The organism is Streptomyces sp. NBC_01237 (genome assembly GCF_035917275.1).
Lineage (GTDB): Bacteria > Actinomycetota > Actinomycetes > Streptomycetales > Streptomycetaceae > Streptomyces.
On the sequence record NZ_CP108508.1, the window covers coordinates 4,559,471 to 4,580,465 of the forward strand.

The window sequence follows — 20,995 nt, forward strand, 5'->3', positions numbered from 1 at the left end:
GCTACGTCAAGAGGCGTGCGCCGACCTGTGGACAACCCCTCGGCCGCGTGGTTCCGGGCCTGGCACACGATCGATTCCCGGCCCCGGCACAGGTTGTTCCCCGGCCCCGGCGCACGATCGCCCCCGGCCCCGGCGCAGGTTCGTGACTCCTCTTCCGTGGGGTCCCCCTACGGGTCCCTACGTCTGGAGTCTGAGGCGGAACCAGCCGCCAGGGCTGACGACCTCTGTGGTGCGCACCACTACCTTCGTAGACGTGACTGTGATCGCGACCGAAAGCCTGAGCAAGCGGTTCCCCCGGGTGACCGCGCTTGACCGGCTCTCCTTGGACATCGGACCCGGTGTGACCGGCCTGGTGGGTTCCAACGGAGCCGGCAAGTCCACACTGATCAAGATCCTGCTGGGTCTCTCCCCCGCCACCGAGGGCCGGGCCGCAGTGCTCGGGCTCGACGTCGCGACCAGCGGCGCCGCCATCCGGGAACGGGTGGGCTACATGCCCGAGCACGACTGCCTGCCGCCGGACGTCTCGGCGACCGAGTTCGTCGTGCACATGGCCCGGATGTCCGGGCTGCCGCCGACCGCGGCGCGCGAGCGTACCGCCGACACGCTGCGCCACGTGGGCCTGTACGAAGAGCGCTACCGCCCCATCGGCGGCTACTCGACCGGTATGAAGCAGCGCGTGAAGCTGGCCCAGGCACTGGTCCACGACCCGAAACTGGTCCTCCTCGACGAGCCGACCAACGGCCTGGACCCGGTCGGCCGTGACGAGATGCTCGGCCTGATCCGCCGGATCCACACCGACTTCGGTATCTCCGTGCTGGTCACCTCGCACCTCCTGGGCGAGCTGGAACGCACCTGCGACCATGTCGTCGTCATCGACGGCGGCGCCCTGCTGAGGTCCAGTTCCACCAGCGACTTCACCCAGACCACCACCACCCTCGCGGTCGAGGTGACCGACAGCGACACCCACCCCGACGGCACGGACGCCCTGCGACAGGCGCTCGCCGCGGCCGGGGTCGCGCTCATCGGCCACGACGGTCTCGACGCCGAAGGACTGCCCGGCGCGGGCCACATCCTGCTGGTCGAGGCGACCGGCGAGGAGACGTACGACATCGTCCGCGACAGCGTCGCCGGGCTCGGACTCGGCCTCGTACGGATGGAGCAGCGGCGCCACCACATCGCCGAGGTGTTCCGTACCGAACAGGCTCCCGCGGCACGGACCGCGGAGCAGACCGCCTCCGTGGCCGCCGGGGCCGGAGAACAGAAGGGGAACGGTCGCGATGAGCACTGAGACCGGGGCCGTGACCGGGAGCGACACCTCCCGGATCCACAACATCGGGTACCGCTCGTACGACGGCCCGCGTCTGGGCCGCGCCTACGCGCGGCGCTCGCTCTACTCGCAGACCCTCCGGGGCTCCTTCGGACTGGGCCGTTCCGCCAAGTCCAAGGTGCTGCCGATGCTGCTGTTCGGTGTGATGGCCCTCGTCGCGGCGATCCTCGTGGCGGTCTCCATGGCCACTCCGGACGCGTCGAAGCTGGTGGTCAAGTACACGGCGTACGCGATCTATCTGCAGGCGGTCATCGGCCTCTTCATCGCCGCGCAGGCGCCACAGGCGGTCTCCAGGGACCTCCGCTTCAAGAGCGTGCCCCTGTACTTCTCACGGCCGATCGAACGGGTCGACTACGTCGTCGCCAAGTTCGCGGCCATGGCATCGGCGCTGTTCGTGCTCACCGGGACGCCGCTGCTCATCCTGTACGTGGGCTCCCTGCTCGCGAAGTTCGACTTCGCCGATCAGACCAAGTGGTTCGGCCAGGGGCTGGTGTCGGTGGCGCTGCTGTCCGTCCTGTTCGCCGGTCTCGGCCTGGTGATGGCCGCGCTGACCCCGCGCCGCGGGTTCGGTGTCGCCGCGGTGATCGCGGTGCTGACCATCTCCTACGGTGCGGTGTCCACGGTCCAGGCCATCGCCTGGGAGACGGGGTCCACCGGAGCCGTCCAGTGGATGGGGCTCTTCTCGCCGATCACACTGATCGACGGCGTCCAGACCGCGTTCCTCGGCGCCACCTCGTCCTTCCCCTCCGGGGAAGGCCCGGGGACGGGCACCGGGGTGGTCTATCTGATCGTTGTTCTCGCGCTCGTCGCCGGCTCGTACGCCGTCCTGATGCGCCGTTACCGGAGGGTCGGGCTGTGACCACCATCGAGATCGACCACACCTCGCGCTGGTTCGGCAATGTGGTCGCCGTCAACGACGTGAGCATGACGGTGGGGCCGGGTGTCACCGGGCTGCTCGGGCCCAACGGTGCCGGGAAGTCCACGCTGATCAACATGATGGCCGGGTTCCTCGCCCCGTCGACGGGCACGGTCACGCTCGACGGGGCGCCGATCTGGCGCAACGAGGCGGTCTACCAGCAGATCGGCATCGTCCCGGAACGCGAGGGCATGTACGACTTCCTGACCGGCCAGGAGTTCGTCGTCGCCAACGCCGAACTCCAGGGCCTGGGGGCCGCGGAGGCGCAGCGGGCGCTGGCGACGGTTCAGATGGAGTACGCGCAGGACCGCAAGATCTCGACGTACAGCAAGGGCATGCGCCAGCGCGTGAAGATGGCGTCCGCGCTGGTTCACGAGCCGTCCGTGCTGCTGCTGGACGAGCCGTTCAACGGCATGGACCCGCGTCAGCGGATGCAGCTGATGGAGCTGTTGCGACAGATGGGGGCGGAGGGGCGCACGGTCCTGTTCTCCTCCCACATCCTCGAAGAGGTCGAGCAGCTCGCCACACACATCGAGGTGATCGTGGCGGGGCGGCATGCCGCGTCCGGTGACTTCCGGAAGATCCGCCGCCTGATGACGGACCGGCCGCACCGGTATCTCGTACGGTCCAGCGACGACCGGGCCCTCGCGGCCGCACTCATCGCCGACCCGTCCACGGCGGGGATCGAGGTCGACCTGAGCGAAAAGGCGCTGCGGATCCAGGCCGTCGACTTCGGGCGCTTCACCGAACTGCTGCCCAGGGTGGCACGGGAACAGGGCATCCGGCTGCTGACCGTTTCGCCGTCCGACGAGTCCCTCGAATCGGTCTTTTCCTATCTCGTAGCGGCCTGAGTAGTGGCCTGAAAGGAGCTGTGAAGCGTCATGTACGACCCCACAGTCGCCCGGCTCACCTACCGGGCCCTGCTCGGCCGGCGCCGGGCCGCCATCCTGTTCGTCCTGCCCGTGCTGCTGGTGGCCATTGCCGTGGCCGTCCGGGCCTTCGCCGGGGCCGATGACCAGGTCGCCTCGAACGTGCTGGGCGGCTTCGCCATCGCCACGATGGTGCCGCTGATCGGCGTGATCGCGGGTACCGGAGCCATCGGTCCCGAGATCGACGACGGATCGATCGTCTATCTGCTGGCCAAGCCGGTGAAACGGCCGACGATCATCTTCACGAAGCTGATCGTGGCCATCGCCGTGACGATGGTGTTCTCCGCCCTGCCGACCCTCGTCGCCGGTCTGGTCCTGAACGGCAACGGACAGCAGATCGCCGTGGCCTACACGATCGCGGCGCTGGTCGCCTCGATCGCGTACAGCGCGCTGTTCCTGCTGCTGGGCACGATCAGCCGCCACGCGGTGGTCCTCGGCCTGGTGTACGCCCTGGTGTGGGAGGCCCTGTTCGGCAGCCTGGTGCCCGGGGCGCGGACCCTCAGCGTGCAGCAGTGGTCCCTCGCGATCGCCGAGAAGGTCGGCCGGGACGGCGCGATCACCTCCGACGTGGGCATGCCGCTCGCGACGGTGCTGCTGATCGGTGTCACGGTGGCCGCCACCTGGTACGCGGGTCAGAAGCTGCGCACCCTGAAGCTGGCCGGCGAGGAGTGAGCGACTTCTTTTAGATCTTCCCGGCCTGCTTCAGGGGGCCGGACAACCCCCGTCCGATGGGCGGGGGTTGTCCTATGAGCGGACCGCTGTCCGCGTAACGGTGCGGTTATCGGTTCGTTGTGCAGGGTGCGTGGGGGCAACTGGATTCTGTGGCGTCGTAGCTTTCGTGAAATCGGGGAGTGCCGGCACCGGTGAGACCTCGTCCACCGGGCCGGTCATCGAGTGAGTGGCAACCGTGAGCGTCCTCCACCCCTGAAGCCCGGGGACTGGGCCGTCCCTCGTCGTTCCCGCGTACGAAAGGCACCCCATGCCCACGGAACTCGCCCTGCTCGAATCGCGCGCGCTGCGCGTCGAGCGGATGGGGCGCGTCGACATCCTCGACAAGGTCAAGAGCCTTGTCATGCTCCCGGACGGAATTCACGTTCGCACAGAGGATGTGGCCCGGTACTTCGAAGTATCCACAACCTCGGTCAGGAGGCTCACGGACCGGCATCAGCAAGAGCTCGCCGAGAATGGGATGCGTCTGCTGCGCGGCTCTGAGCTGCGGTCCTTCCATAGCGACATGGTGTCGCTATGGGAGGGGGAGCAGGGGGCGCAGGGAGAGAGTTATCCACAGGCTGCCGCTCGGCTGCGGCTCTACACCCGTCGGACCGTCCTCAACGTCGCCATGCTTCTTCGCGACAGCGACATCGCCCGCTGCGTCCGCACGTACCTTCTCGACGCGGAGGAGGAGCTGCGGTCGAGGTACGACTCGCTCGACCGGCGCGTCACGCGCATCGAGAGCTGCCTCGCCGGAGTCGGCAGCGCGCTCCAGGAGCTGGGGCCGGTGCTGTGCCGGATGTCGGAGCGGTTCGACAGCCTCGACCGGAAGCTGGACGTGACGCATCAGGTGGTCGGCGCCATCAGCCTGCGGCTGTCGGACGTCTCGCAGGACATCTCCCGTATCGACGCGCGCATGGACGATTTCGCCCACCAGCTGAAGGATCTGCGCCGCCGTAACAGGCGCCGCTGACCATCGGTCCGCACGACCGGCCGGCCCGGCCCACAGATGCCGGGCGCAACGCCGTACTCCGTGTCACGGCCGGTCTGCTCGGCGTCCCTTCACCGCTGCCCGCGGCCCTCCGGGTCGCGGGCAGCCCCGCGAGGAAAACCGGTGGACCGCAGTCCGCCGACGGGGCACAGTCGTAGGACGCACAGAAGCCACAGGACCGGGAGAGGAGCGCGGCGATGACCGACAGTCCGAGTCCGTCGAGTTCCCCGCAGGGCGGTCCACGGCAGACGCCCCGGTAACGACAGCGGTTACCGGGCGCCCGCTCGCCGCAGGACCCCCGGGGTGGCCCTCCGGCGCATCGCGCGGCCACCCTCCCGGAGGATTGGCCGAGTGGTAAGGCAGCGGCTTGCTAAGCCGTCGTCGGGGCTCTGAACCCCGCGCGCGTTCGATCCGCGCATCCTCCGCCACGGAAGACCACCGTCACGTTCGGCGGCCACGGAAGACCACCGTCACACACGGCGCCGCGCCACGAACACCTCCGCCGCGAGCAGCCGGGCTACGAGGGGCCGGGCTACGAGGGGCCGGGCTGGGACCGGCCCCGGCTACGGGCGGGAAGCCCGCAGCAGCTCCTCCAGCACCAGCGCGATGCCGTCGGCCTCGTTCGATGCCGTGATCTCGTGGGCCACGGCCTTCAGATCGTCGTGCGCGTTGGCCATCGCCACACCGTGCCGCGCCCAGCCGAACATCGGGATGTCGTTCGGCATGTCGCCGAAGGCCACGGTGTCCGAGGCCTTCACGCCCAGCCGCCGGGCGGCCAGCGAAAGACCGGTCGCCTTGCTCAGCCCCAGCGGCAGGATCTCCACGACCCCGGGACCCGCCATGATCACGTTCACCAGACTGCCGACGGCCTCCCGGGCCCTCTTCGCCAGGGTGTCGTCGTCGAGCTCCGGATGCTGGATGTAGATCTTGTTGATCGGGGCGGACCACATCTCGGCCGGGTCGTCCACGAGCACGGCCGGGAGCGGGCCTTCCTGGACCCGGTAACCGGGCCCGACCAGCACCTCGCCGTCGAGCCCGTCCCGGCTCGCGGCCAGTGCCACCGGGCCCACGTCCGCCTCGATCTTGGACAGCGCGAGCCCGGCGAGCTGCCGGTCCAGGGTCAGGGAGGTCAGGAGCTTGTGCTCGCCCGCGTGGTAGACCTGAGCGCCCTGGCCGCAGACCGCGAGGCCCTCGTAGCCCAGGTCGTCCAGGATGTGCCGCGTCCACGGGACCGCGCGGCCGGTGACGACGATGTGTGCGGCGCCGGCCGCGGTGACAGCGGCCAGCGCCTCACGGGTGCGCTCGGAGACCGTGTGGTCCTCACGCAGCAGCGTGCCGTCCAGATCGGTCGCGACGAGCTTGTAGGGAAAGGTCACTTGGAGACCGGCTCCAGAACCTCGCGCCCGCCCAGGTACGGCCGGAGCACCTCGGGCACCCGTACCGAACCGTCCGCCAGCTGGTGGTTCTCCAGGATCGCCACGATCGTGCGCGGTACGGCGCAGAGCGTGCCGTTGAGCGTGGACAGCGGCTGGACCTTCTTCCCCTCCCGCATCCGGACGGAGAGCCGGCGCGCCTGGAAGCCGTCGCAGTTCGACGCGGAGGTCAGTTCGCGGTACTTGCCCTGGGTCGGGATCCAGGCCTCGCAGTCGAACTTGCGGGAGGCCGAGGACCCGAGGTCACCGGTGGCGACATCGATCACCTGGAAGGGCAGTCCGAGGCCGGTGAGCCACTGCTTCTCCCAGTCCAGGAGCCTGCGGTGCTCGGCCTCGGCGTCCGCGGGGTCGACGTACGAGAACATCTCGACCTTGTCGAACTGGTGGACGCGGAAGATGCCCCGGGTGTCCTTGCCATATGTACCGGCCTCGCGGCGGAAGCACGGGGAGAAGCCCGCGTACCGCAGGGGCAGCTTGTCGGCGTCGATGATCTCGTCCATGTGGTACGCGGCGAGCGGTACCTCGGAGGTGCCGACCAGGTAGTAGTCGTCCTTCTCCAGGTGGTACACGTTCTCGGCGGCCTGGCCGAGGAAGCCGGTGCCCTCCATGGCGCGCGGACGGACCAGCGCCGGGGTCAGCATCGGGATGAAGCCCGCCTCGGTCGCCTGGGCGATCGCCGCGTTGACGAGGGCGAGCTCCAGCAGAGCGCCGACACCCGTGAGGTAGTAGAAACGCGAACCGGAGACCTTGGCGCCGCGCTCCATGTCGATGGCGCCGAGCTTCTCGCCCAGCTCCAGGTGGTCCTTGGGCTCGAAGCCCTCGGCTCCGAAGTCGCGAATGGTGCCGTGCGTCTCCAGGACGACGAAGTCCTCCTCGCCGCCGACCGGCACGTCCTCGTGGACGATGTTGCCGAGCTGGAGCAGCAGCCGCTTGGCGTCGGCGTCGGCCTCGTCCTGGGCGGCGTCGGCCGCCTTCACGTCGGCCTTGAGCTGATCGGCCTTCTTCAGCAGCTCGGCGCGCTCCTCGGGGGATGCCTTGGGGATCAGCTTGCCGAGCGACTTCTGCTCGGAGCGGAGTTCGTCGAAGCGGACGCCGGACGACCTGCGCAGCTCGTCGGCGGAGAGCAGGGCGTCGACGAGCGCGACGTCCTCTCCACGGGCGCGCTGGGAGGCGCGAACACGGTCGGGGTCCTCACGGAGCAGGCGAAGGTCAATCACCCCTCCAGGCTACCGGTGCGGGGTTCTGGCACTCGAACCGATATTGCCGCGCGTGTCACTTTGCCCGAATTGCCGGAATTGATAATCCTGGCGGCAATCGCCGGGTGTTCCTCGGGTGTTCGGCGGGCGTGGGGGTCAATAAAGGGTGTTCTATTCCCCTGAACAGGGCAGAAGGGGCGTCCGGTCTTGACGTACCGGCCTTCCGTGGGAGGGGAGTTGAGGGGCGGCGTTCCCGATGTTGTCCACAGGGGAGTGTGAGTTGAATTAGTTATCCACAGGCTGTGAAGAAGTTCTGTGGATGCCGGAAGGGAGTGTTCCGGAAGCTGGATGAAGGCTCATGGATTCCCTCCCAAACCCACCCCACACGCTCATTCGGGTGGGAATTGCTCGCCCCAAAGAGTTGATCAAGGGAATTGAGGTGACACGGGGGCGCTCGTGCGGCCCCTGCCCCCCTGGTGGGGCCTGAGGTCGCTGGGGCGATTTGTCGATGATGTCGCATTGCAGTGTCGACTTGTCCCCAGGTTGAGGGACTGCCCTGTGGATAACTCTGTGGGCACAGGAAAATCGGGAAGTCGGACCGTCGGGCAACCGCTCGGGGCGGTACGGGAGCCCGGTGCCCCGGCTCCCGCCGGTGTCGGACCGGACCGATGGCCCGGCCCTCCCCGCCGAATGTCAGATCCGGCCGTCCTGGCTGCGTGCCAGCCAGTCGGAGGCGTCCGTGAACTCCCGGTCCGAGGTCCCCGCCCGCAGCGGGCGCACCTCCTCCGGCGTCACCCCGGCCCGCGGGTACGAGCCGAGGAACCGCACGCTCGGACAGATCCGCTTCAGCCCCATCAGCGCCTCGCCGACCCGCCGGTCCGCGATGTGACCCTCGGCGTCCACGGCGAAGCAGTAGTTCCCGATGCCCTCCCCGGTCGGACGCGACTGGATGAGCATCAGGTTGACCCCGCGTACGGCGAACTCCTGAAGCAGTTCGAGCAGCGCACCCGGGTGGTCGTGGCCCAGCCAGATCACGACGGACGTCTTGTCCGCACCCGTCGGCGCGGAGGGCCGGGCCGGGCGGCCCACCAGGACGAAGCGCGTCTGGGCGTTCTCGGCGTCGTGGATCTCCGTCACGAGGGGTTCCAGGCCGTAGGTCGCCGCAGCGAACTCGCCCGCGAAGGCGGCGTCGTACCGCCCCTCCTGGACCAGCCGTGCCCCGTCCGCGTTGGAGGCGGCCGATTCCCACGCCGCCTGCGGGAGGTGGGCCGCCATCCAGTTGCGTACCTGCGGCTGAGCGGCCGGGTGCGCGGTGACCGTCTTGATGTCCGTCAGTTTGGTCCCCGGGCGCACCAGCAGCGCGAACGTGATGGAGAGCAGGACCTCGCGGTAGATCATCAGCGGTTCGCCGGTGGTCAGCTCGTCGAGCGTCGCCGTGATACCGCCCTCGACCGAATTCTCGATCGGTACGAGCGCTGCCGCCGCCTCCCCGTTGCGTACCGCGTCCAGGGCCGCGGGTACGGAGACCATCGGGACGAGTTCCCGGGTGGCGGCCTCCGGGAGCGTACGGAGGGCGACCTCGGTGAAGGTGCCCTCTGGGCCGAGATAGGCGTAGCGCGTGGCTGACATACGGTCACCCTAATGCGCTGTACGACGGCTGCCGTGCTGTCTCAGGATGCGACCGGGCCGGTGCCACGCCCGCCCGGCGGCCGCCCCGGCCCGTGCCTCCGAGCCCGGCCCGGAACGCGTCCCCCGGCACACGGCCCGCACCGCCCCGGTCGCGGTCCACCGCCCGGTCGCGGTCCACGGCCCCGGTCGCGGTGCACCGCACCGGCCCGTGCGTCAGGACTCCAGGAGTCGCTGTCCCACGTACTCACCCTTCGCTGCGCCGCCCGGCACCGCGAAGAGGCCGCTCGCCTCGTGCCGGAGGAACGGCGAGAGCGCGTCGCCCCGGTCGAGCTTGCGCTGCACCGGGACGAAGCCCTTGTACGGATCCGCCTGCCAGCACACGAAGAGCAGCCCGGCGTCCGGGGTGCCGTCCGCCGAGATGCCGTCGTGGTACGAGAAGGGGCGTCGCAGCATGGCCGCGCCGCCGTTCTTCTCCGGGGAGGAGATCCGGGCGTGGGCGTTGTCGGGGATCACGAGCCGCCCATCGGGACCGGCCTTGTCGAGGTCCATCGCGGTGGTCTCGGTGCCGCCGCTGAGCGGGGCCCCGTCCGCCTTGCGCCGCCCTATGACCCGCTCCTGCCGGTCCACCGAGAGCTTCTCCCAGTCGTCCAGCAGCATCCTGATGCGTCGTACGACGGCATAGGAGCCACCGGCCAGCCAGTCCTGCGAAGCATCCGACGCGGGGGGTACGAAAATCCGTTCGTCGAAGTCGTCGTCGGCCCGCTTCGGATTGCCGGTTCCGTCGATCTGGCCCATCAGATTGCGCGCGGTCATCGGACGCTCCGTGGCGCCGGGGGTGCGGTTGAAGCCGTTCATCTGCCAGCGCACCCCGGCCGCTCCCGCCGCCTCCTTCTGGATGGCACGCAGCGCGTGGAAGGCGACCAGCGCGTCGTCGGCGCCGATCTGCACCCACAGGTCGCCGTTGGACCGCCTGGCGTCGAGGTGGTCGGAGGAGAACGGCGGCAATGGGTCGAGCCCGGCGGGCCGGCGGCCGGTCAGGCCGGTGCGGTCGAAGAAGGTCCGGCCGAAGCCGAAGGTGATCGTCAGGGAGGAGGGCCCGGCGTCCAGCGCGATCCCGGTGTCATGGCCGGGCCCGTCCGCACCGCCGTCCGTGGCCGGGCGCCCCGCCATCAGTTCCCCCGCCACGGCCGACCAGCGGCGCATCAGGGCGGCGGCTTCCTTTCGTCCCGCGCCCGGCGCGAGGTCGAAGGCGACCAGATGGCCGCGGGCCTGAAGCGGAGTGGTGATCCCCGGTTGATGTTTCCCGTGAAACATCGCCTCGGTGGACCCGATGGCCGTCAGAGCGGTCGGCTCGTCGGGCCGGGTCGCGGCGTACCCGGTGGCACCACCCGCGGCACCGAGCACCAGACCGGCGGCCCCGGCCGCTCCCGCGCCGCCGAGCAGCCGCCGCCGCGAGACGCCACCGGTACCGGCAGGACCGCGGTCGCGCCCAGGGGAACCGGCTCCACCGCGGCCGTGCTCCGGGCCACCGGCTCCACCGCGGCCGTGCTCCGGGCCGCCGGCTCCACCGAGGTCGCGCCCGGGGGCACCGGCGCCGGTGCGGGAATCCGCGCCCGCTCCCGTCGAGGCGCCCTTCGTACGCTTCGTGCTCTTGCTCACCGTGCTCAGCCGATCTCTACGTTCTTGTCGATGGTGGCCTGGTCGATGTCCGACGTACGCACCGTCACGGCGACCTTCCAGTCACCCGCGATCGGGATCTGGACGCCGCTCGCCGTCCAGTGCCCCTCGGTGAGCCGGTCGGGGATGACCGGCAGCGGGCCGATGTCCTTGGACTCCAGGGTGAGGGCGAGCTTCACCTCGGGGACGTCCATCGGCTTCCCGTCGCTGCCGTCGATCCAGATATGCAGCTCGTTGGCGCCGGTGCGTCCGGGATCGAGTTCGATCCGGACGGTCCCCTTGCCGTTCCGGGCGCCCGTGTCGAAGGGCATGCTCAGTTCGGCGGGGCCCTCGGACACCGGTGCGCTCACCGCCGTATTGCCGCGAGCGGCCTCCTCCTCGGTGCGTGCCGGCTCGGTGGACGTCAGGACCGTCGCCACCGCGAGCAGCACCACGGCGACGGCAGCCTCGGCCAGGACCGAGCGGCGCAGCCCGGAACGCTCGGGGTCGGCGTCGCGGACCCGCTTCTTCTTCGTGGCGGTCAGGACGGCCTGCTGACGGGCGAGTTGGGCGGCGCGCTCGGGAGCGACCTGCGCCCCGGACTCATCCGGACCCGCGACCTCAGCCTCGGACTCCCGTGCACCCGCGACCGGCGCCTCGGACTCTTCCGGACCCGCCTGCTCCTCCGTGGAAGTCGCACCCTCCGCAGAAGTCGCCTCCCCGGAGGTCTCCGCCTGCTCGGAGATCTCCCCCTGCCCGGAGGTCTCCGCCTCGGTCTGCGTGCCGTCCGTCAGCCGGCCGGTCCACCGCCGGGAGATCCAGGCCAGTCCGATGAGTACCGCGAGCAGTCCCACCTTGATGAGCAGCAGCTGTCCGTACCGGGTGCCGGTCAGTGCCGACCAGGACCCGACCTGGCGCCAGGACTGGTAGATGCCGGTCGCCGTGAGGACCAGGACGCTGCCGAACGCGACCCGCGAGAAGCGTCGTACCGCCGTGCTCCCGATGTCCGGCGTCCGGTACAGGGCGACGAGGAGCGCGGCGAGCCCGCCGAGCCAGGTGGCGACGGCCAGCAGGTGCAGGACGTCCATCGGCATGGCGAGGCCCGCCTGGATGCCGGTCGACGCGTGCTCGGAGAGCGCCCAGGTACCGGCGATGCCCGCGGCGATGACCGCTCCGCCCGTCGCGAGCCCGAAGGTGAGGTCCTTCTTCACCTTCTCGTCCTCGCGCTTCGCGTACGCCCCGAACAGGACGGCGATGAACAGCGCGCCGGCGCCGAGCAGCAGCAGCCGGGAGACGAGCGCGGCTCCGGGCTTGGTGTCGAGGACGGTCTGCAGGCCGTCGAGGTCGAAGGCGTCAGCGAGCTTGCCGCTGCCGGTGTACGGGCTCCGCAGCAGCAGCATCGCGAGGGTGGCCGCGGTGAGGGTGATCCAGCCGCGTACGACGAGACGTTGCAGCGGGCGGGCGGCCGCGCCGCGCTGCCAGCAGCCGAGGACGAACACGGAGCCGCCGACGAGCAGGACGAACCCGGCGTACGCGGCGTAGCGCGCGATGCCGTAGAGGGTGCCGACGAGACCGCCGCCCGCTCCGCCGGAGGGCAGGGCGACCGTGGTCTCGGACGGGGCGCCGATGGAGAACGTGAAGGCGCCGGAGACGGGGTGGCTGTCGGCGGAGACGGCCTGCCAGGCCACCGTGTAGGTGCCGTCGGGCAGACCGGCGTGCAGCTTGACGCCGTAGCGCACGGTGCCGCCGCTGTTCAGATCGCGCGGCGCGCCGGTGTCGGCCCGCTTGCCGCTGGGATCGAGGACCCGTATCGAGTCGTCGCCCATGGCGATCGACTCGGAGAAGGTGAGGGTGACTTCCTTGGGGGCCGATGCCACCACCGCCCCGTCCTGCGGGTCGCTCCCGGTGAGGGCGGCGTGCGCGGACGCGGGGCTCGCGCCTGCCAGCACCAGGCCGAACAGCAGGCTGATCAGCGTGGCGAGGAGCGAGGCCGCGGCGAGCGGCCGTCGTATCGGGGACGGCCCGAAGCGCGGGGCGGTGGCGGTCATGGGTGTCAGTCCCTCACTGCTTCTTCGGGTTGTGGGTGGTCTCCTTCACGGGAAGGTCGACCTTTATGGGGTCGGCCTTCTCGAAGTGCAGTTCCATGGAGACCTTCTCGCCCTGCTTGGGCTTCTGCTTGAGCTTCATGAACATGATGTGGTTGCCACCGCGTTCAAGATCGAGCTCGCCGCCCGCGGGGACTTCGAAGGACGTGACCTTGCGCATCGTCTGGTTCTTCGTCTCGTGGATCGTGACGTCGTCAGAGAGCGGGCTGGTCACCGAGGTGAGCCGGTCGGCCGTGCCGCCGCTGTTCTCCACGACGAGGAACGCGGCCGCCATGTCGCTGACGGGCTGCGGCATGAACGCGCCGACGACCTTCAGCTCCGGCTCGCTGTCCGAGGAGCACCCCGCCAGCGTCAGCCCGGTGGTGAGGGCCAGGACGCCGGCGAGGGCCGTGCGGCGGTTCACGGAGTCTCCCCCTTGAGGATCTTGGGGAGGTCCTTGGCGTACTCCTCGGACGTGGTGTCCTCGCCGTAGAGCACGTAACCCTGGTCGGTCTTCGGGGAGAAGGCGATGACCTGGGCGCCGTGCATCGAGACGACGGTGCCGTCCTTCTCCTTCTTCGGCGCGTCGATGCCGATGCCGATCTGCCGTGCTCCCGCCTGGATGGTCGGGAAGTCACCGGTGAGTCCGGTGAAGGACGGGTCCTGCGCCGCGAGCCACTTGCCGAGGGAGGACGGGGTGTCGCGCTCGGGGTCGGTGGTGACGAAGACGACCTGGAGCTTGTCCTGGTCGGCCTTGGGCAGCGACCGCTTGGCGAGCGAGATGTTGCTCATGGTCAGCGGGCAGACGTCGGGGCACTTGGTGTAGCCGAAGTAGATGAGTGTCGGCTTGCCCTTGGTCGCCTCGCGGAGGTCGTACTTCTTGCCGTGGGTGTCGGTGAGTACGAGGTCGGGCTTGGTGAACGGCTGGTCGAGCACGGTCGCGGCCTGGGTCGTGGGCTGGGTGCTGACGTCGGAGACGGGCTTCTTCGCCGAGTCGTCACCACTGCCGCAGGCCGACAGGGTCAGTGCGGCCGCGGCGGCGAACGCCGCGGTCAGCACCATCTTCTTGCTGCGCATGGGGGTTTCCTGAGTGTGGTGCGGGTGGTGGAACGGGTGGATCAGGCGTTACGGCGGCGGCCCGCGAGCACGCCGAAGGCGACGCCCGCGATGCCGATGACGATGCCGATGATGCCCAGGGTGCGGGCGGTGTTGTCGCTGGAGGACGCGGCGGTCGCCTTCTCGTCCTTGGACGACACGGCCGTGTCGCTCGCCTTGTCCGTGCCGGTGTCCTTGCCGGCCGCGGCGCCGCCGTGGCCGTCGGACGCCGCCGCGGTCAGCTTGAGGACCGGGGCCGGGCTCTCGGGCTCGGGCGCGCCTTCCTTGGGCTCCTCGATCCAGCGGACGACTTCCTTGTTGTCGTACGTCTGGAGCGCCTTGAAGACGAGCTGGTCGGCGTCCTCGGGGAGCTGGCCGACCGAGAGCGGGAACTGCTGGAAGTAGCCGGGCTTGATCTCGCTGCCGTCCGCGGTCCAGGTCACCTTGGAGACGGCCTCGTTGATCTTCTTGCCGTGTACGTCGAGCGGCTTGGCCAGCTTGCTCTTGGTGATGTCGATCTTCCAGCCGGGCACTGCCTGCGGGGTCACGGACGACAGCGGGTGGTCGGTCGGGAAGTTCACCTCGACCTTGACCGTCGAGGCGTCGTCGCGCTCGTTGGGGACCTTGAAGTTGATGGTGGCGTAACCGCCCTTGGCGGCTTCGCCCTGCGGCTGCACGCCGACGTGTGCGGCGGCGGGACCGGCGAGCAGCAGGACGGTGGACGCGGCGACGCCGCCCGCGATGGCGATGCGTGAAACGTTCATGGCAGGGATCACTCCACAGGGCTACGAGGAAACGGTGGTCCGGCGCGCGGGTGCGCGACGGCAGCACGACACCCGTCCGCGAAGAAGCGGTGGAACGGCGAAGCGGAGGTGTCGTGTCAGGCTGCGAGTGCGTACGCGGCGGGAGGCCCGCGCCTGGTCACCATGTGCTGAAGAGGGTCCCCGGTGGCGGGCGCCGGAACATCTTCGGCCGTGCGGAGTGTGAGCGGCCCGGACGAGAGCTGTCCGGGCAGGCCCGCACGCAGGGCGCGTACGAGAGCCAGCGCGGCCCGCAGGGCACGCAGCCGGGCCGCGGCAGTCAGCTCCTGGGCGCCGTGCGCCGAGAGCGTGGCCAGCCGGAAGAGGGCGATCTCGCCGCGCCGCAGCAGCCAGCCGGTGGCGAGCGCGGCCAGCAGGTGCCCCAGGAACATGGGCAGGTTCGGCAGCAGGTCCATCACCGGCCCGTACGCCCCGGCCGTACCCGTGGCTCCGGGTACCGCCCCGGCGCCGGCCGCTCCGGCCGACGCGAGGTGGTCGTGCCCCTGCGAGACGGCTTCCGGGTCGATCCCCGCGGTGGTGACGATGCGGTGGGCCTCGGCGGCGTTCAGCTGGGACGGGCCCATGCCGCACACGAGCCCGGCGGCGAACCGGATGAGGGAGTGGTCGCCGGTCGCGTTCGCGGCGCCCGTGCCATGGCTCCCGGCCCCGAAGAGCGCGTGCAGGGCGAGCTGGCCGCCTGCCAGGGCGCCGGCGATCGAGGGCAGTGACCGCTCGCGCCCGGCGAGCGAGGCGGCGATCACGAAGATCGCGGCGAAACCGGCGAGCAGCGTCCAGAGGGGCACTGCGGAACCGGCGGCGAAAGCGTGCCCCGCGGCGGACAGCACGACACAGACCGCGGCGAACACCGCGGCCCTCATGAGCCGCAGACCGGCTCCGGCACGTGCGTCAGGCGTGGACATGGCCGGGACATCATCGCACTGTGCCCCCGGTGTCCGTACGGCAGGTCCGGAAGATCTACTTCCGTCCCCAAGAGTGCTTGTTGCACCTGTTCGCGGGGGCCGCGCGGCCGGTCGGCCGACCCCGTCGCGGCCGTTCCCCGCCGCACCGCGCCCCCGTCGCGCGCACCATCGCACGGCCGTACATACACCGCTGTGCGGAATATTCGCATCCGCCGAATGAGGGCTCTCACAGCCGTTGTGTGCTTACGAAGCGCCCTGTGCGGCAATACGTATCGGTATGTCGAGCCGCAGCCAGGAGGCTGGAGCATGAGCATGTGGTGGTCACTCCATTTGCGGCGCGAAGCTGCGAGCGTCCCGCTCGCCCGTCGTTTTCTGCTCGGCACCATGGAAACGGCCGGGGTTGATCCGGACATCTCCTACGACCTGTCGGTCGCGCTCAGCGAAGCCTGTGCGAACGCCGTGGAACACGGCGGCGGCCGGGAGGACTCCGGGTACGAGCAGCCCCGTACGGACTCCGGGCAGTACCGGGTCACGGCGTATCTGGACGGCGAGAAATGCCGTATCGAAGTCGCCGACTCGGGGCCGGGCTTTCCCGCCCGGCGCGTGCTTCGCCCTGCCGCACAACCCCTGCCCACCGCCGAGAGCGGCCGGGGCCTGGGTCTCATCGAACAGCTCGCCGACCATGTCCACTTCGGCAACCGTCCGGGCCGGGGCGCGGTCGTGAGCTTCGACAAGGTCCTCAAATGGCGGGAGGGCGCGCTGCTCATGGTGTCCTGAGCGGCGCGCCCTCCGTCTGCCGGTCGGCGGGTGGGTCAGCTCTTCAGCTGAGCCATCCACGACTCGATCTCGTCGGCCCGGCGCGGAAGCTTGTCGGACAGGTTCCGGTTGCCGTCCTCCGTGACGAGGATGTCGTCCTCGATCCGGACGCCGATGCCGCGGTATTCCTCGGGCACCGTCAGGTCGTCGGCCTGGAAGTACAGTCCGGGCTCCACGGTCAGGCAGACGCCCGGCTCCAGGGTGCCGTTGACGTACGAATCGGTGCGCGCGGCGGCGCAGTCGTGGACGTCCATACCGAGCATGTGGCCGGTGCCGTGCAGGGTCCAGCGGCGCTGGAGGCCCAGCTCCAGGACCTTGTCCACGGACAGATCCCCGAGCAGACCCCACTCGACGAGCTTCTCGGCGAGCACGCGCTGCGAGGCGTCGTGGAAGTCGCGGAACTCGGCACCGGGCCTGACGGCCGCGATGCCCGCTTCCTGTGCCTCGTACACGGCGTCGTAGATCTTGCGCTGGAGCGGCGTGAAGGTGCCGTTGATCGGCAGCGTCCGCGTCACATCGGCGGTGTAGAGGTCATTGGTCTCCACACCGGCGTCCAGGAGCAGCAGCTCGCCCGCGCGGACGGCGCCGTCGTTGCGGACCCAGTGCAGCGTGGTGGCGTTCGGGCCCGCCGCGCAGATCGAGCCGTAGCCGATGTCGTTGCCCTCGATGCGGGCGCGCAGGAAGAAGGTGCCCTCGATGTAGCGCTCGCTGGTCGCCTCGGCCCGGTCGAGGATCCTGACGACGTCCTCGAAGCCGCGCGCCGTGGCGTCGCAGGCCTTCTGGAGTTCGGAGATCTCGAAGGCGTCCTTCACCAGACGGGCCTCGGAGAGGTAGACGCGCAGCTCCTCGTCGCGCTCCGCGGTGACCTTGTCGGTCAGGGCGGCCTCGATGCCCGCGTCGTGGCCCCGGACGTTGCGGACCGGGCCGGTGGCCTCGGACAGTGCGGCCGCCACCTCGCGGACGTCCTTCGCCGGGATGCCCAGCAGCTGCTCGGCCTCGGTCAGGGAGTGGCGGCGGCCCACCCACAGCTCGCCCTGGCCGTCGAGCCAGAACTCGCCGTTCTCGCGGTTGGAGCGCGGCAGGAGGTAGACCGTCGCGTCGTGCCCCGTGGCGCCCGTCGGTTCCAGGACGAGCACGCCGTCGTGCGTCTGGTCACCGGTGAGGTACGCGTACTCGGTGGAGGCGCGGAAGGCGTACTCGGTGTCGTTGGAGCGGGTCCTGATGTTGCCCGCGGGAATGACCAGGCGCTCGCCGGGGAAGCGCGCGGAGAGTGCGGCGCGGCGGGCGGCGGTGTGCTCCGCCTGGGCGATCGGTTCGAGGCCGTGCAGCTCGGTGTCGGCCCAGCCCGACTTCATGCTCTCGGCAAGCTCGTCGGAGACGCCCGGGTACAGGCCGTTCTTCCGCTGCTTGATCGGCTCTGCTTCTTCGGTCTCCGGCTCCGGGTTCTCCGGGGTGAGCTCCTCAGACACGATTTGTCTCTCCTTGATACGACACTGGACCGCCTCCATCGTACGGGTGTACGGAAGGGGGCCCAGGGCAGAAGGACCTGTTACACCTCCGACGCCCGCGGGGCGGCGGCGGTGGGACGAACGGCGCGGACTGCGGGCTGCCGGCGGCCGTCGCCGTCACTCGAAGTACACGGCCAGCACCACCACGTCCTCGGTGCCGTCGCTCCGGTCGGGACCGTCGGGCAGCATCGTCCCCAGCACGTGGTCGGCGACGGCGGCGGGGTCGTGGCGGGCGGCCCCGGGCACCCCGGCGGCAGCGGAGTGCAGCCGGGCGAAGGCCCGGTCCATCGAGTCGCCGGTGCGGCGCAGCAGCCCGTCCGTGTAGAACAGCACCGTCTCGCCGGGTTCGGGGGTGAACTCCACGCTCGGCGCCTCCCAGCAGGCGAGCATGCCCAGGGGGGCGGACAGGGTCGTCTCCATGAACTCGGTGCGCCGCTCGCCGGTGACCAGGGGCGGTGAGTGTCCCGCCCCGGACAGGACGATCCTGCGGGCCGCGGGTTCGCAGTACGCGAAGAGCGCGGTCGCGGTTCCGGACGGTTCGGTCAGCCGGAGCAGCAGTTCGAGATCGGAGAGCACGGCGACCGGATCCTCGCCCTCCATCACGGCGTACGCCCGCAGGCCGGCCCGAAGGCGGCCCATGGCGGCCAGGGCGCCCGGTCCCGTCCCGCCCGCGGAGCCGACGGCGAGGCCGAGCGCGCTGTCCGGCAGCGGCAGGGCGTCGTACCAGTCGCCGCCGCCCCTGGCCGCGGCCAGACGGCGTGCGGCCAGCCGGACGCCGGGGACGCGGGGAAGCCGGGTGGGCAGCAGCTCCTCGGCGAGGAGCGCGGCCTCGGTCCTGGCCCGTTCCAGTTCGAGCAGCCGGGCCAGGTGCTCGGAGGCGTAACGGCTGTACAGGCCGACGAGGTGCCGCTGACGCTCCAGGGGTTCGGCGGGTTCGTCGTACAGCCAGACGGCCGCGCCGAGACGGCCGCCCGTCCCGGTGGCGAGCGGCAGCGCGTAGCTGGCGGCGTAGCCGAGCCGGGCGGCCACCTCGCGGTGGCGGGGGTCGAGGCCCTTGTCGCCGAGCAGATCGCGGTGGGTGAGCGGACCTTCGGCGTCCGGCCGCCCGTCGAGGATCCGGCCGTAGGAGGTGACGCTGCGCGGCACGGTCTCGATGCTGCCGAGCTCGGCGTGGGCGAGCCCGAGTCCGATGGTGATGGACGGTCCGCCACCGTCCGCGGGCTCCAGTACGAGAAGTCCACGACGGGCGCCGACCAGGGCGGCTCCGGCCCGCAGCAGCTCGTGCAGGGCGTCGTCGAGGGTGCGGGTTCCGGCCAGGCGCTCGGTGAGCTCGTGGAGCGTGGTGAGATCCGAGACCCAGCTCGCCAGACGGTCCTGGATGAAGGCTCCGGGGGCGGCAGGCACTTCCGTCAGAGGTGCGGCAGTGTGCGTTGAAACCGGAACTGTGGGATCGATTCCAGCCACTTTCGGCAGGTGTAGGGAGCTCATGGCAGCCAGCTTTCCGACTGGTGCGATTCGTCGAATAGCATCGCAAACCCCCAAGTCATTCTGCGCCGCTATCAAGGCATCCACATGTACACGCACAAGTAAGCTGATGTCCAGCATTGTCCCCACGGGAATCGTGGTGTCCAAGTGATTCTTAACTTGGCCAAAAAATGCACCCTATGGCAGCTATTTGCGGTCGACTGGTCGTGCTCGACAGGGGGTGCCCTCGGGACGAAGTCCCAGGGGGAGCGTCATTCCGGGCATGCTGGGTACGTAATCGATGATGAGCAGGGGCAGTTGTGATCGCCCCCGGAACCTGGCAGCGGGCCCGGACGTCCTTATCCGTGACGGCTACACCTCCGCCCCCGAGTGGCGGGGTTTGCACCAGGGACGGCTCGCGCGAGGTGCGTGCCACCTCGCCATGATGTGGCCGGCCTCGATCCGGCTCGGCCGGTTCGACTCCGCCAGGCCAGTTCGACTCCGCTCAGTTCGACCCTGCTTGGTTCCACTCAAATCGGCTCCACTCTGCTCGGCTCGGCTCACGCTCGGTACCGACGGCTTGCCCGTACCGCAGAACTGTTGAGCAAGTACGCACAGCGAAGAGACGCACACGTGCGGTAACGCCCACGTGGTGCGATGTGGACCTCGGCGTTCAACGGAAAGGAACGAGCGCTCATGCGCGAGATCCTCGGAAGGCGACGCAGGCTCCGGCGCAAGGGGGGCCCTGCCCAGCTCGACGCGGCGCTGATCTGTGCCACGGCATGGCGGTGGCCCGTGCTCCCCGGAGTCGGCTCTGCGGCTGCCGGTCCGCGCGGCGATCGCGGCTGCGCCTGCCCCGACCCCGAGTGCGCCGTACCCGGCGCGCACCCCTTCGATCCCGGACTCCTGGCGGCCACCACCGACGAGCGCATGGTGCGCTGGTGGTGGGCCAACCGCCCCACCGCTCCTGTCCTGCTCGCCACCGGAGGCCGCGCGCCCTGCGCGGTGAGCCTGCCCGCCGTGGCCGGCGCGAGCGCACTGACCGCCCTCGACCGCCTGGGTCTGCGCCTGGGGCCCGTGGTGGCGACGCCGACGCGGTGGTCGCTGCTGGTGGCCCCGTACACCCTGGAACGGCTCGGAGAGCTGCTGCACGCCAAGGACTGGGTGCCCAGTTCGCTGCGGTTCCACGGCGAGGGCGGCTATCTCCTCCTGCCGCCGTCCGAGGCCGGTACGGGGCAGGCGCACTGGGAACGGGTGCCGGGCCCCGGGTCCGCGGCACCCTGGCTGCCCGATGTGGAGGCGGTCCTGGACGCGCTGGTCGAAGCGAGCACCGGCGCACCCGACGGCGGCAGCAGACTCGCGTACTGACGCGGATTCGGGCGGCCCACTCGCAGGGGTGCGCGCCGCCCGGGGTCTGCGGTGAATGGGCGCCCGGCGTCCCGGCGTGGAGTATTCCGCCGATATCCTCGGCCCACCGTCAGGAATTCCCGGACAGTCGCCAGGCGGAGCCGACGCGAATC

The 20,995-nt window shown here is 70.3% G+C and carries 18 protein-coding genes and 1 tRNA gene; 8 read left to right on the forward strand and 11 right to left on the reverse strand.

Annotated features, from left to right (window positions below; all coding sequences use genetic code 11):
* Positions 1-226 precede the first annotated feature (226 nt).
* From OG251_RS20015 to OG251_RS20040, 6 genes are all read left to right on the forward strand, one after another.
* Complete coding sequence (locus OG251_RS20015) at positions 227-1,288, forward strand: ABC transporter ATP-binding protein (protein ID WP_442818350.1); 1,062 nt, start codon at positions 227-229, stop codon at positions 1,286-1,288.
* Positions 1,278-2,186: an ABC transporter permease gene (locus OG251_RS20020; protein WP_326678475.1), complete on the forward strand. Its 909-nt coding sequence runs from the start codon at positions 1,278-1,280 to the stop codon at positions 2,184-2,186. Before OG251_RS20015 ends, OG251_RS20020 begins: the two co-directional genes overlap by 11 nt.
* Positions 2,183-3,094: an ABC transporter ATP-binding protein gene (locus OG251_RS20025; protein ID WP_073727614.1), complete on the forward strand. Its 912-nt coding sequence runs from the start codon at positions 2,183-2,185 to the stop codon at positions 3,092-3,094. Before OG251_RS20020 ends, OG251_RS20025 begins: the two co-directional genes overlap by 4 nt.
* 30 nt (positions 3,095-3,124) lie before the next feature.
* On the forward strand, positions 3,125-3,844 hold the full coding sequence (locus OG251_RS20030) for an ABC transporter permease (RefSeq protein ID WP_326678476.1): 720 nt from the start codon (positions 3,125-3,127) through the stop codon (positions 3,842-3,844).
* 307 nt (positions 3,845-4,151) lie between these two features.
* Positions 4,152-4,856 (forward strand): hypothetical protein, encoded by a 705-nt coding sequence (locus OG251_RS20035; RefSeq protein WP_326678477.1) that lies wholly within the window; start codon positions 4,152-4,154, stop codon positions 4,854-4,856.
* A gap of 355 nt (positions 4,857-5,211) precedes the next feature.
* Positions 5,212-5,302: transfer RNA gene (locus OG251_RS20040), tRNA-Ser, on the forward strand.
* Between the two features lie 135 nt (positions 5,303-5,437).
* Here OG251_RS20040 and OG251_RS20045 read toward each other — a convergent pair.
* From OG251_RS20045 to OG251_RS20085, 9 genes are all read right to left on the reverse strand, one after another.
* Positions 5,438-6,250 (reverse strand): HAD family hydrolase, encoded by an 813-nt coding sequence (locus OG251_RS20045; RefSeq protein ID WP_326678478.1) that lies wholly within the window; start codon positions 6,248-6,250, stop codon positions 5,438-5,440.
* Positions 6,247-7,524 (reverse strand): serine--tRNA ligase, encoded by a 1,278-nt coding sequence (gene serS, locus OG251_RS20050; RefSeq protein ID WP_326678479.1) that lies wholly within the window; start codon positions 7,522-7,524, stop codon positions 6,247-6,249. Before serS ends, OG251_RS20045 begins: the two co-directional genes overlap by 4 nt.
* Before the next feature lie 672 nt (positions 7,525-8,196).
* The gene (pheA, locus tag OG251_RS20055) at positions 8,197-9,132 is read right to left on the reverse strand and encodes a prephenate dehydratase (RefSeq protein WP_326678480.1); all 936 of its coding nucleotides are present in this window, start codon (positions 9,130-9,132) and stop codon (positions 8,197-8,199) included.
* Positions 9,133-9,345: 213 nt separating this feature from the next.
* Positions 9,346-10,575, reverse strand: a complete 1,230-nt coding sequence (gene efeB, locus OG251_RS20060; RefSeq protein ID WP_442818425.1) for an iron uptake transporter deferrochelatase/peroxidase subunit — start codon at positions 10,573-10,575, stop codon at positions 9,346-9,348.
* Positions 10,576-10,796: 221 nt separating this feature from the next.
* On the reverse strand, positions 10,797-12,836 hold the full coding sequence (locus OG251_RS20065) for a copper resistance CopC/CopD family protein (RefSeq protein ID WP_326678482.1): 2,040 nt from the start codon (positions 12,834-12,836) through the stop codon (positions 10,797-10,799).
* Positions 12,837-12,849: 13 nt separating this feature from the next.
* Positions 12,850-13,296, reverse strand: coding sequence for a copper chaperone PCu(A)C (locus OG251_RS20070; RefSeq protein ID WP_326678483.1), 447 nt, complete (start codon positions 13,294-13,296; stop codon positions 12,850-12,852).
* Complete coding sequence (locus OG251_RS20075; protein WP_326678484.1) at positions 13,293-13,949, reverse strand: SCO family protein; 657 nt, start codon at positions 13,947-13,949, stop codon at positions 13,293-13,295. Before OG251_RS20075 ends, OG251_RS20070 begins: the two co-directional genes overlap by 4 nt.
* A 41-nt stretch (positions 13,950-13,990) precedes the next feature.
* Positions 13,991-14,731 carry a YcnI family copper-binding membrane protein gene (locus tag OG251_RS20080; protein WP_326678485.1) on the reverse strand — a complete coding sequence of 247 codons (741 nt, stop codon included), beginning with the start codon at positions 14,729-14,731 and terminating at the stop codon, positions 13,991-13,993.
* 116 nt (positions 14,732-14,847) lie between these two features.
* A complete protein-coding gene (locus tag OG251_RS20085; protein WP_326678486.1) occupies positions 14,848-15,687 on the reverse strand; it encodes a hypothetical protein in 840 nt (279 codons plus the stop codon).
* Positions 15,688-15,993: 306 nt separating this feature from the next.
* Between OG251_RS20085 and OG251_RS20090 the strand changes: the two genes are divergently transcribed.
* Positions 15,994-16,464, forward strand: a complete 471-nt coding sequence (locus OG251_RS20090; protein ID WP_073727592.1) for an ATP-binding protein — start codon at positions 15,994-15,996, stop codon at positions 16,462-16,464.
* 35 nt (positions 16,465-16,499) lie between these two features.
* On the opposite strand, the gene OG251_RS20095 is transcribed toward OG251_RS20090, so the two are convergent.
* Complete coding sequence (locus OG251_RS20095; protein ID WP_326678487.1) at positions 16,500-17,972, reverse strand: aminopeptidase P family protein; 1,473 nt, start codon at positions 17,970-17,972, stop codon at positions 16,500-16,502.
* A 156-nt stretch (positions 17,973-18,128) separates the two neighbouring features.
* Positions 18,129-19,616, reverse strand: coding sequence for a PP2C family protein-serine/threonine phosphatase (locus OG251_RS20100; RefSeq protein WP_326678488.1), 1,488 nt, complete (start codon positions 19,614-19,616; stop codon positions 18,129-18,131).
* Positions 19,617-20,171: 555 nt separating this feature from the next.
* Here OG251_RS20100 and OG251_RS20105 point away from each other — a divergent pair.
* Positions 20,172-20,843 (forward strand): bifunctional DNA primase/polymerase, encoded by a 672-nt coding sequence (locus OG251_RS20105; protein ID WP_326678489.1) that lies wholly within the window; start codon positions 20,172-20,174, stop codon positions 20,841-20,843.
* The last annotated feature ends 152 nt before the right edge of the window (positions 20,844-20,995 follow it).

Bases quoted from the DNA above. Each gene is read 5' to 3' on its own strand.
- OG251_RS20020 (WP_326678475.1), top strand. From the start codon at position 1,278: ATGAGCACTGAGACCGGGGCCGTGACCGGGAGCGACACCTCCCGGATC.
- OG251_RS20030 (WP_326678476.1), top strand. From the start codon at position 3,125: ATGTACGACCCCACAGTCGCCCGGCTCACCTACCGGGCCCTGCTCGGC.
- OG251_RS20035 (WP_326678477.1), top strand. From the start codon at position 4,152: ATGCCCACGGAACTCGCCCTGCTCGAATCGCGCGCGCTGCGCGTCGAG.
- pheA (WP_326678480.1), bottom strand. From the start codon at position 9,132: ATGTCAGCCACGCGCTACGCCTATCTCGGCCCAGAGGGCACCTTCACC.
- OG251_RS20065 (WP_326678482.1), bottom strand. From the start codon at position 12,836: ATGACCGCCACCGCCCCGCGCTTCGGGCCGTCCCCGATACGACGGCCG.
- OG251_RS20075 (WP_326678484.1), bottom strand. From the start codon at position 13,949: ATGCGCAGCAAGAAGATGGTGCTGACCGCGGCGTTCGCCGCCGCGGCC.
- OG251_RS20080 (WP_326678485.1), bottom strand. From the start codon at position 14,731: ATGAACGTTTCACGCATCGCCATCGCGGGCGGCGTCGCCGCGTCCACC.
- OG251_RS20085 (WP_326678486.1), bottom strand. From the start codon at position 15,687: ATGTCCACGCCTGACGCACGTGCCGGAGCCGGTCTGCGGCTCATGAGG.
- OG251_RS20090 (WP_073727592.1), top strand. From the start codon at position 15,994: ATGAGCATGTGGTGGTCACTCCATTTGCGGCGCGAAGCTGCGAGCGTC.
- OG251_RS20100 (WP_326678488.1), bottom strand. From the start codon at position 19,616: ATGCTGGACATCAGCTTACTTGTGCGTGTACATGTGGATGCCTTGATA.
- OG251_RS20105 (WP_326678489.1), top strand. From the start codon at position 20,172: ATGCGCGAGATCCTCGGAAGGCGACGCAGGCTCCGGCGCAAGGGGGGC.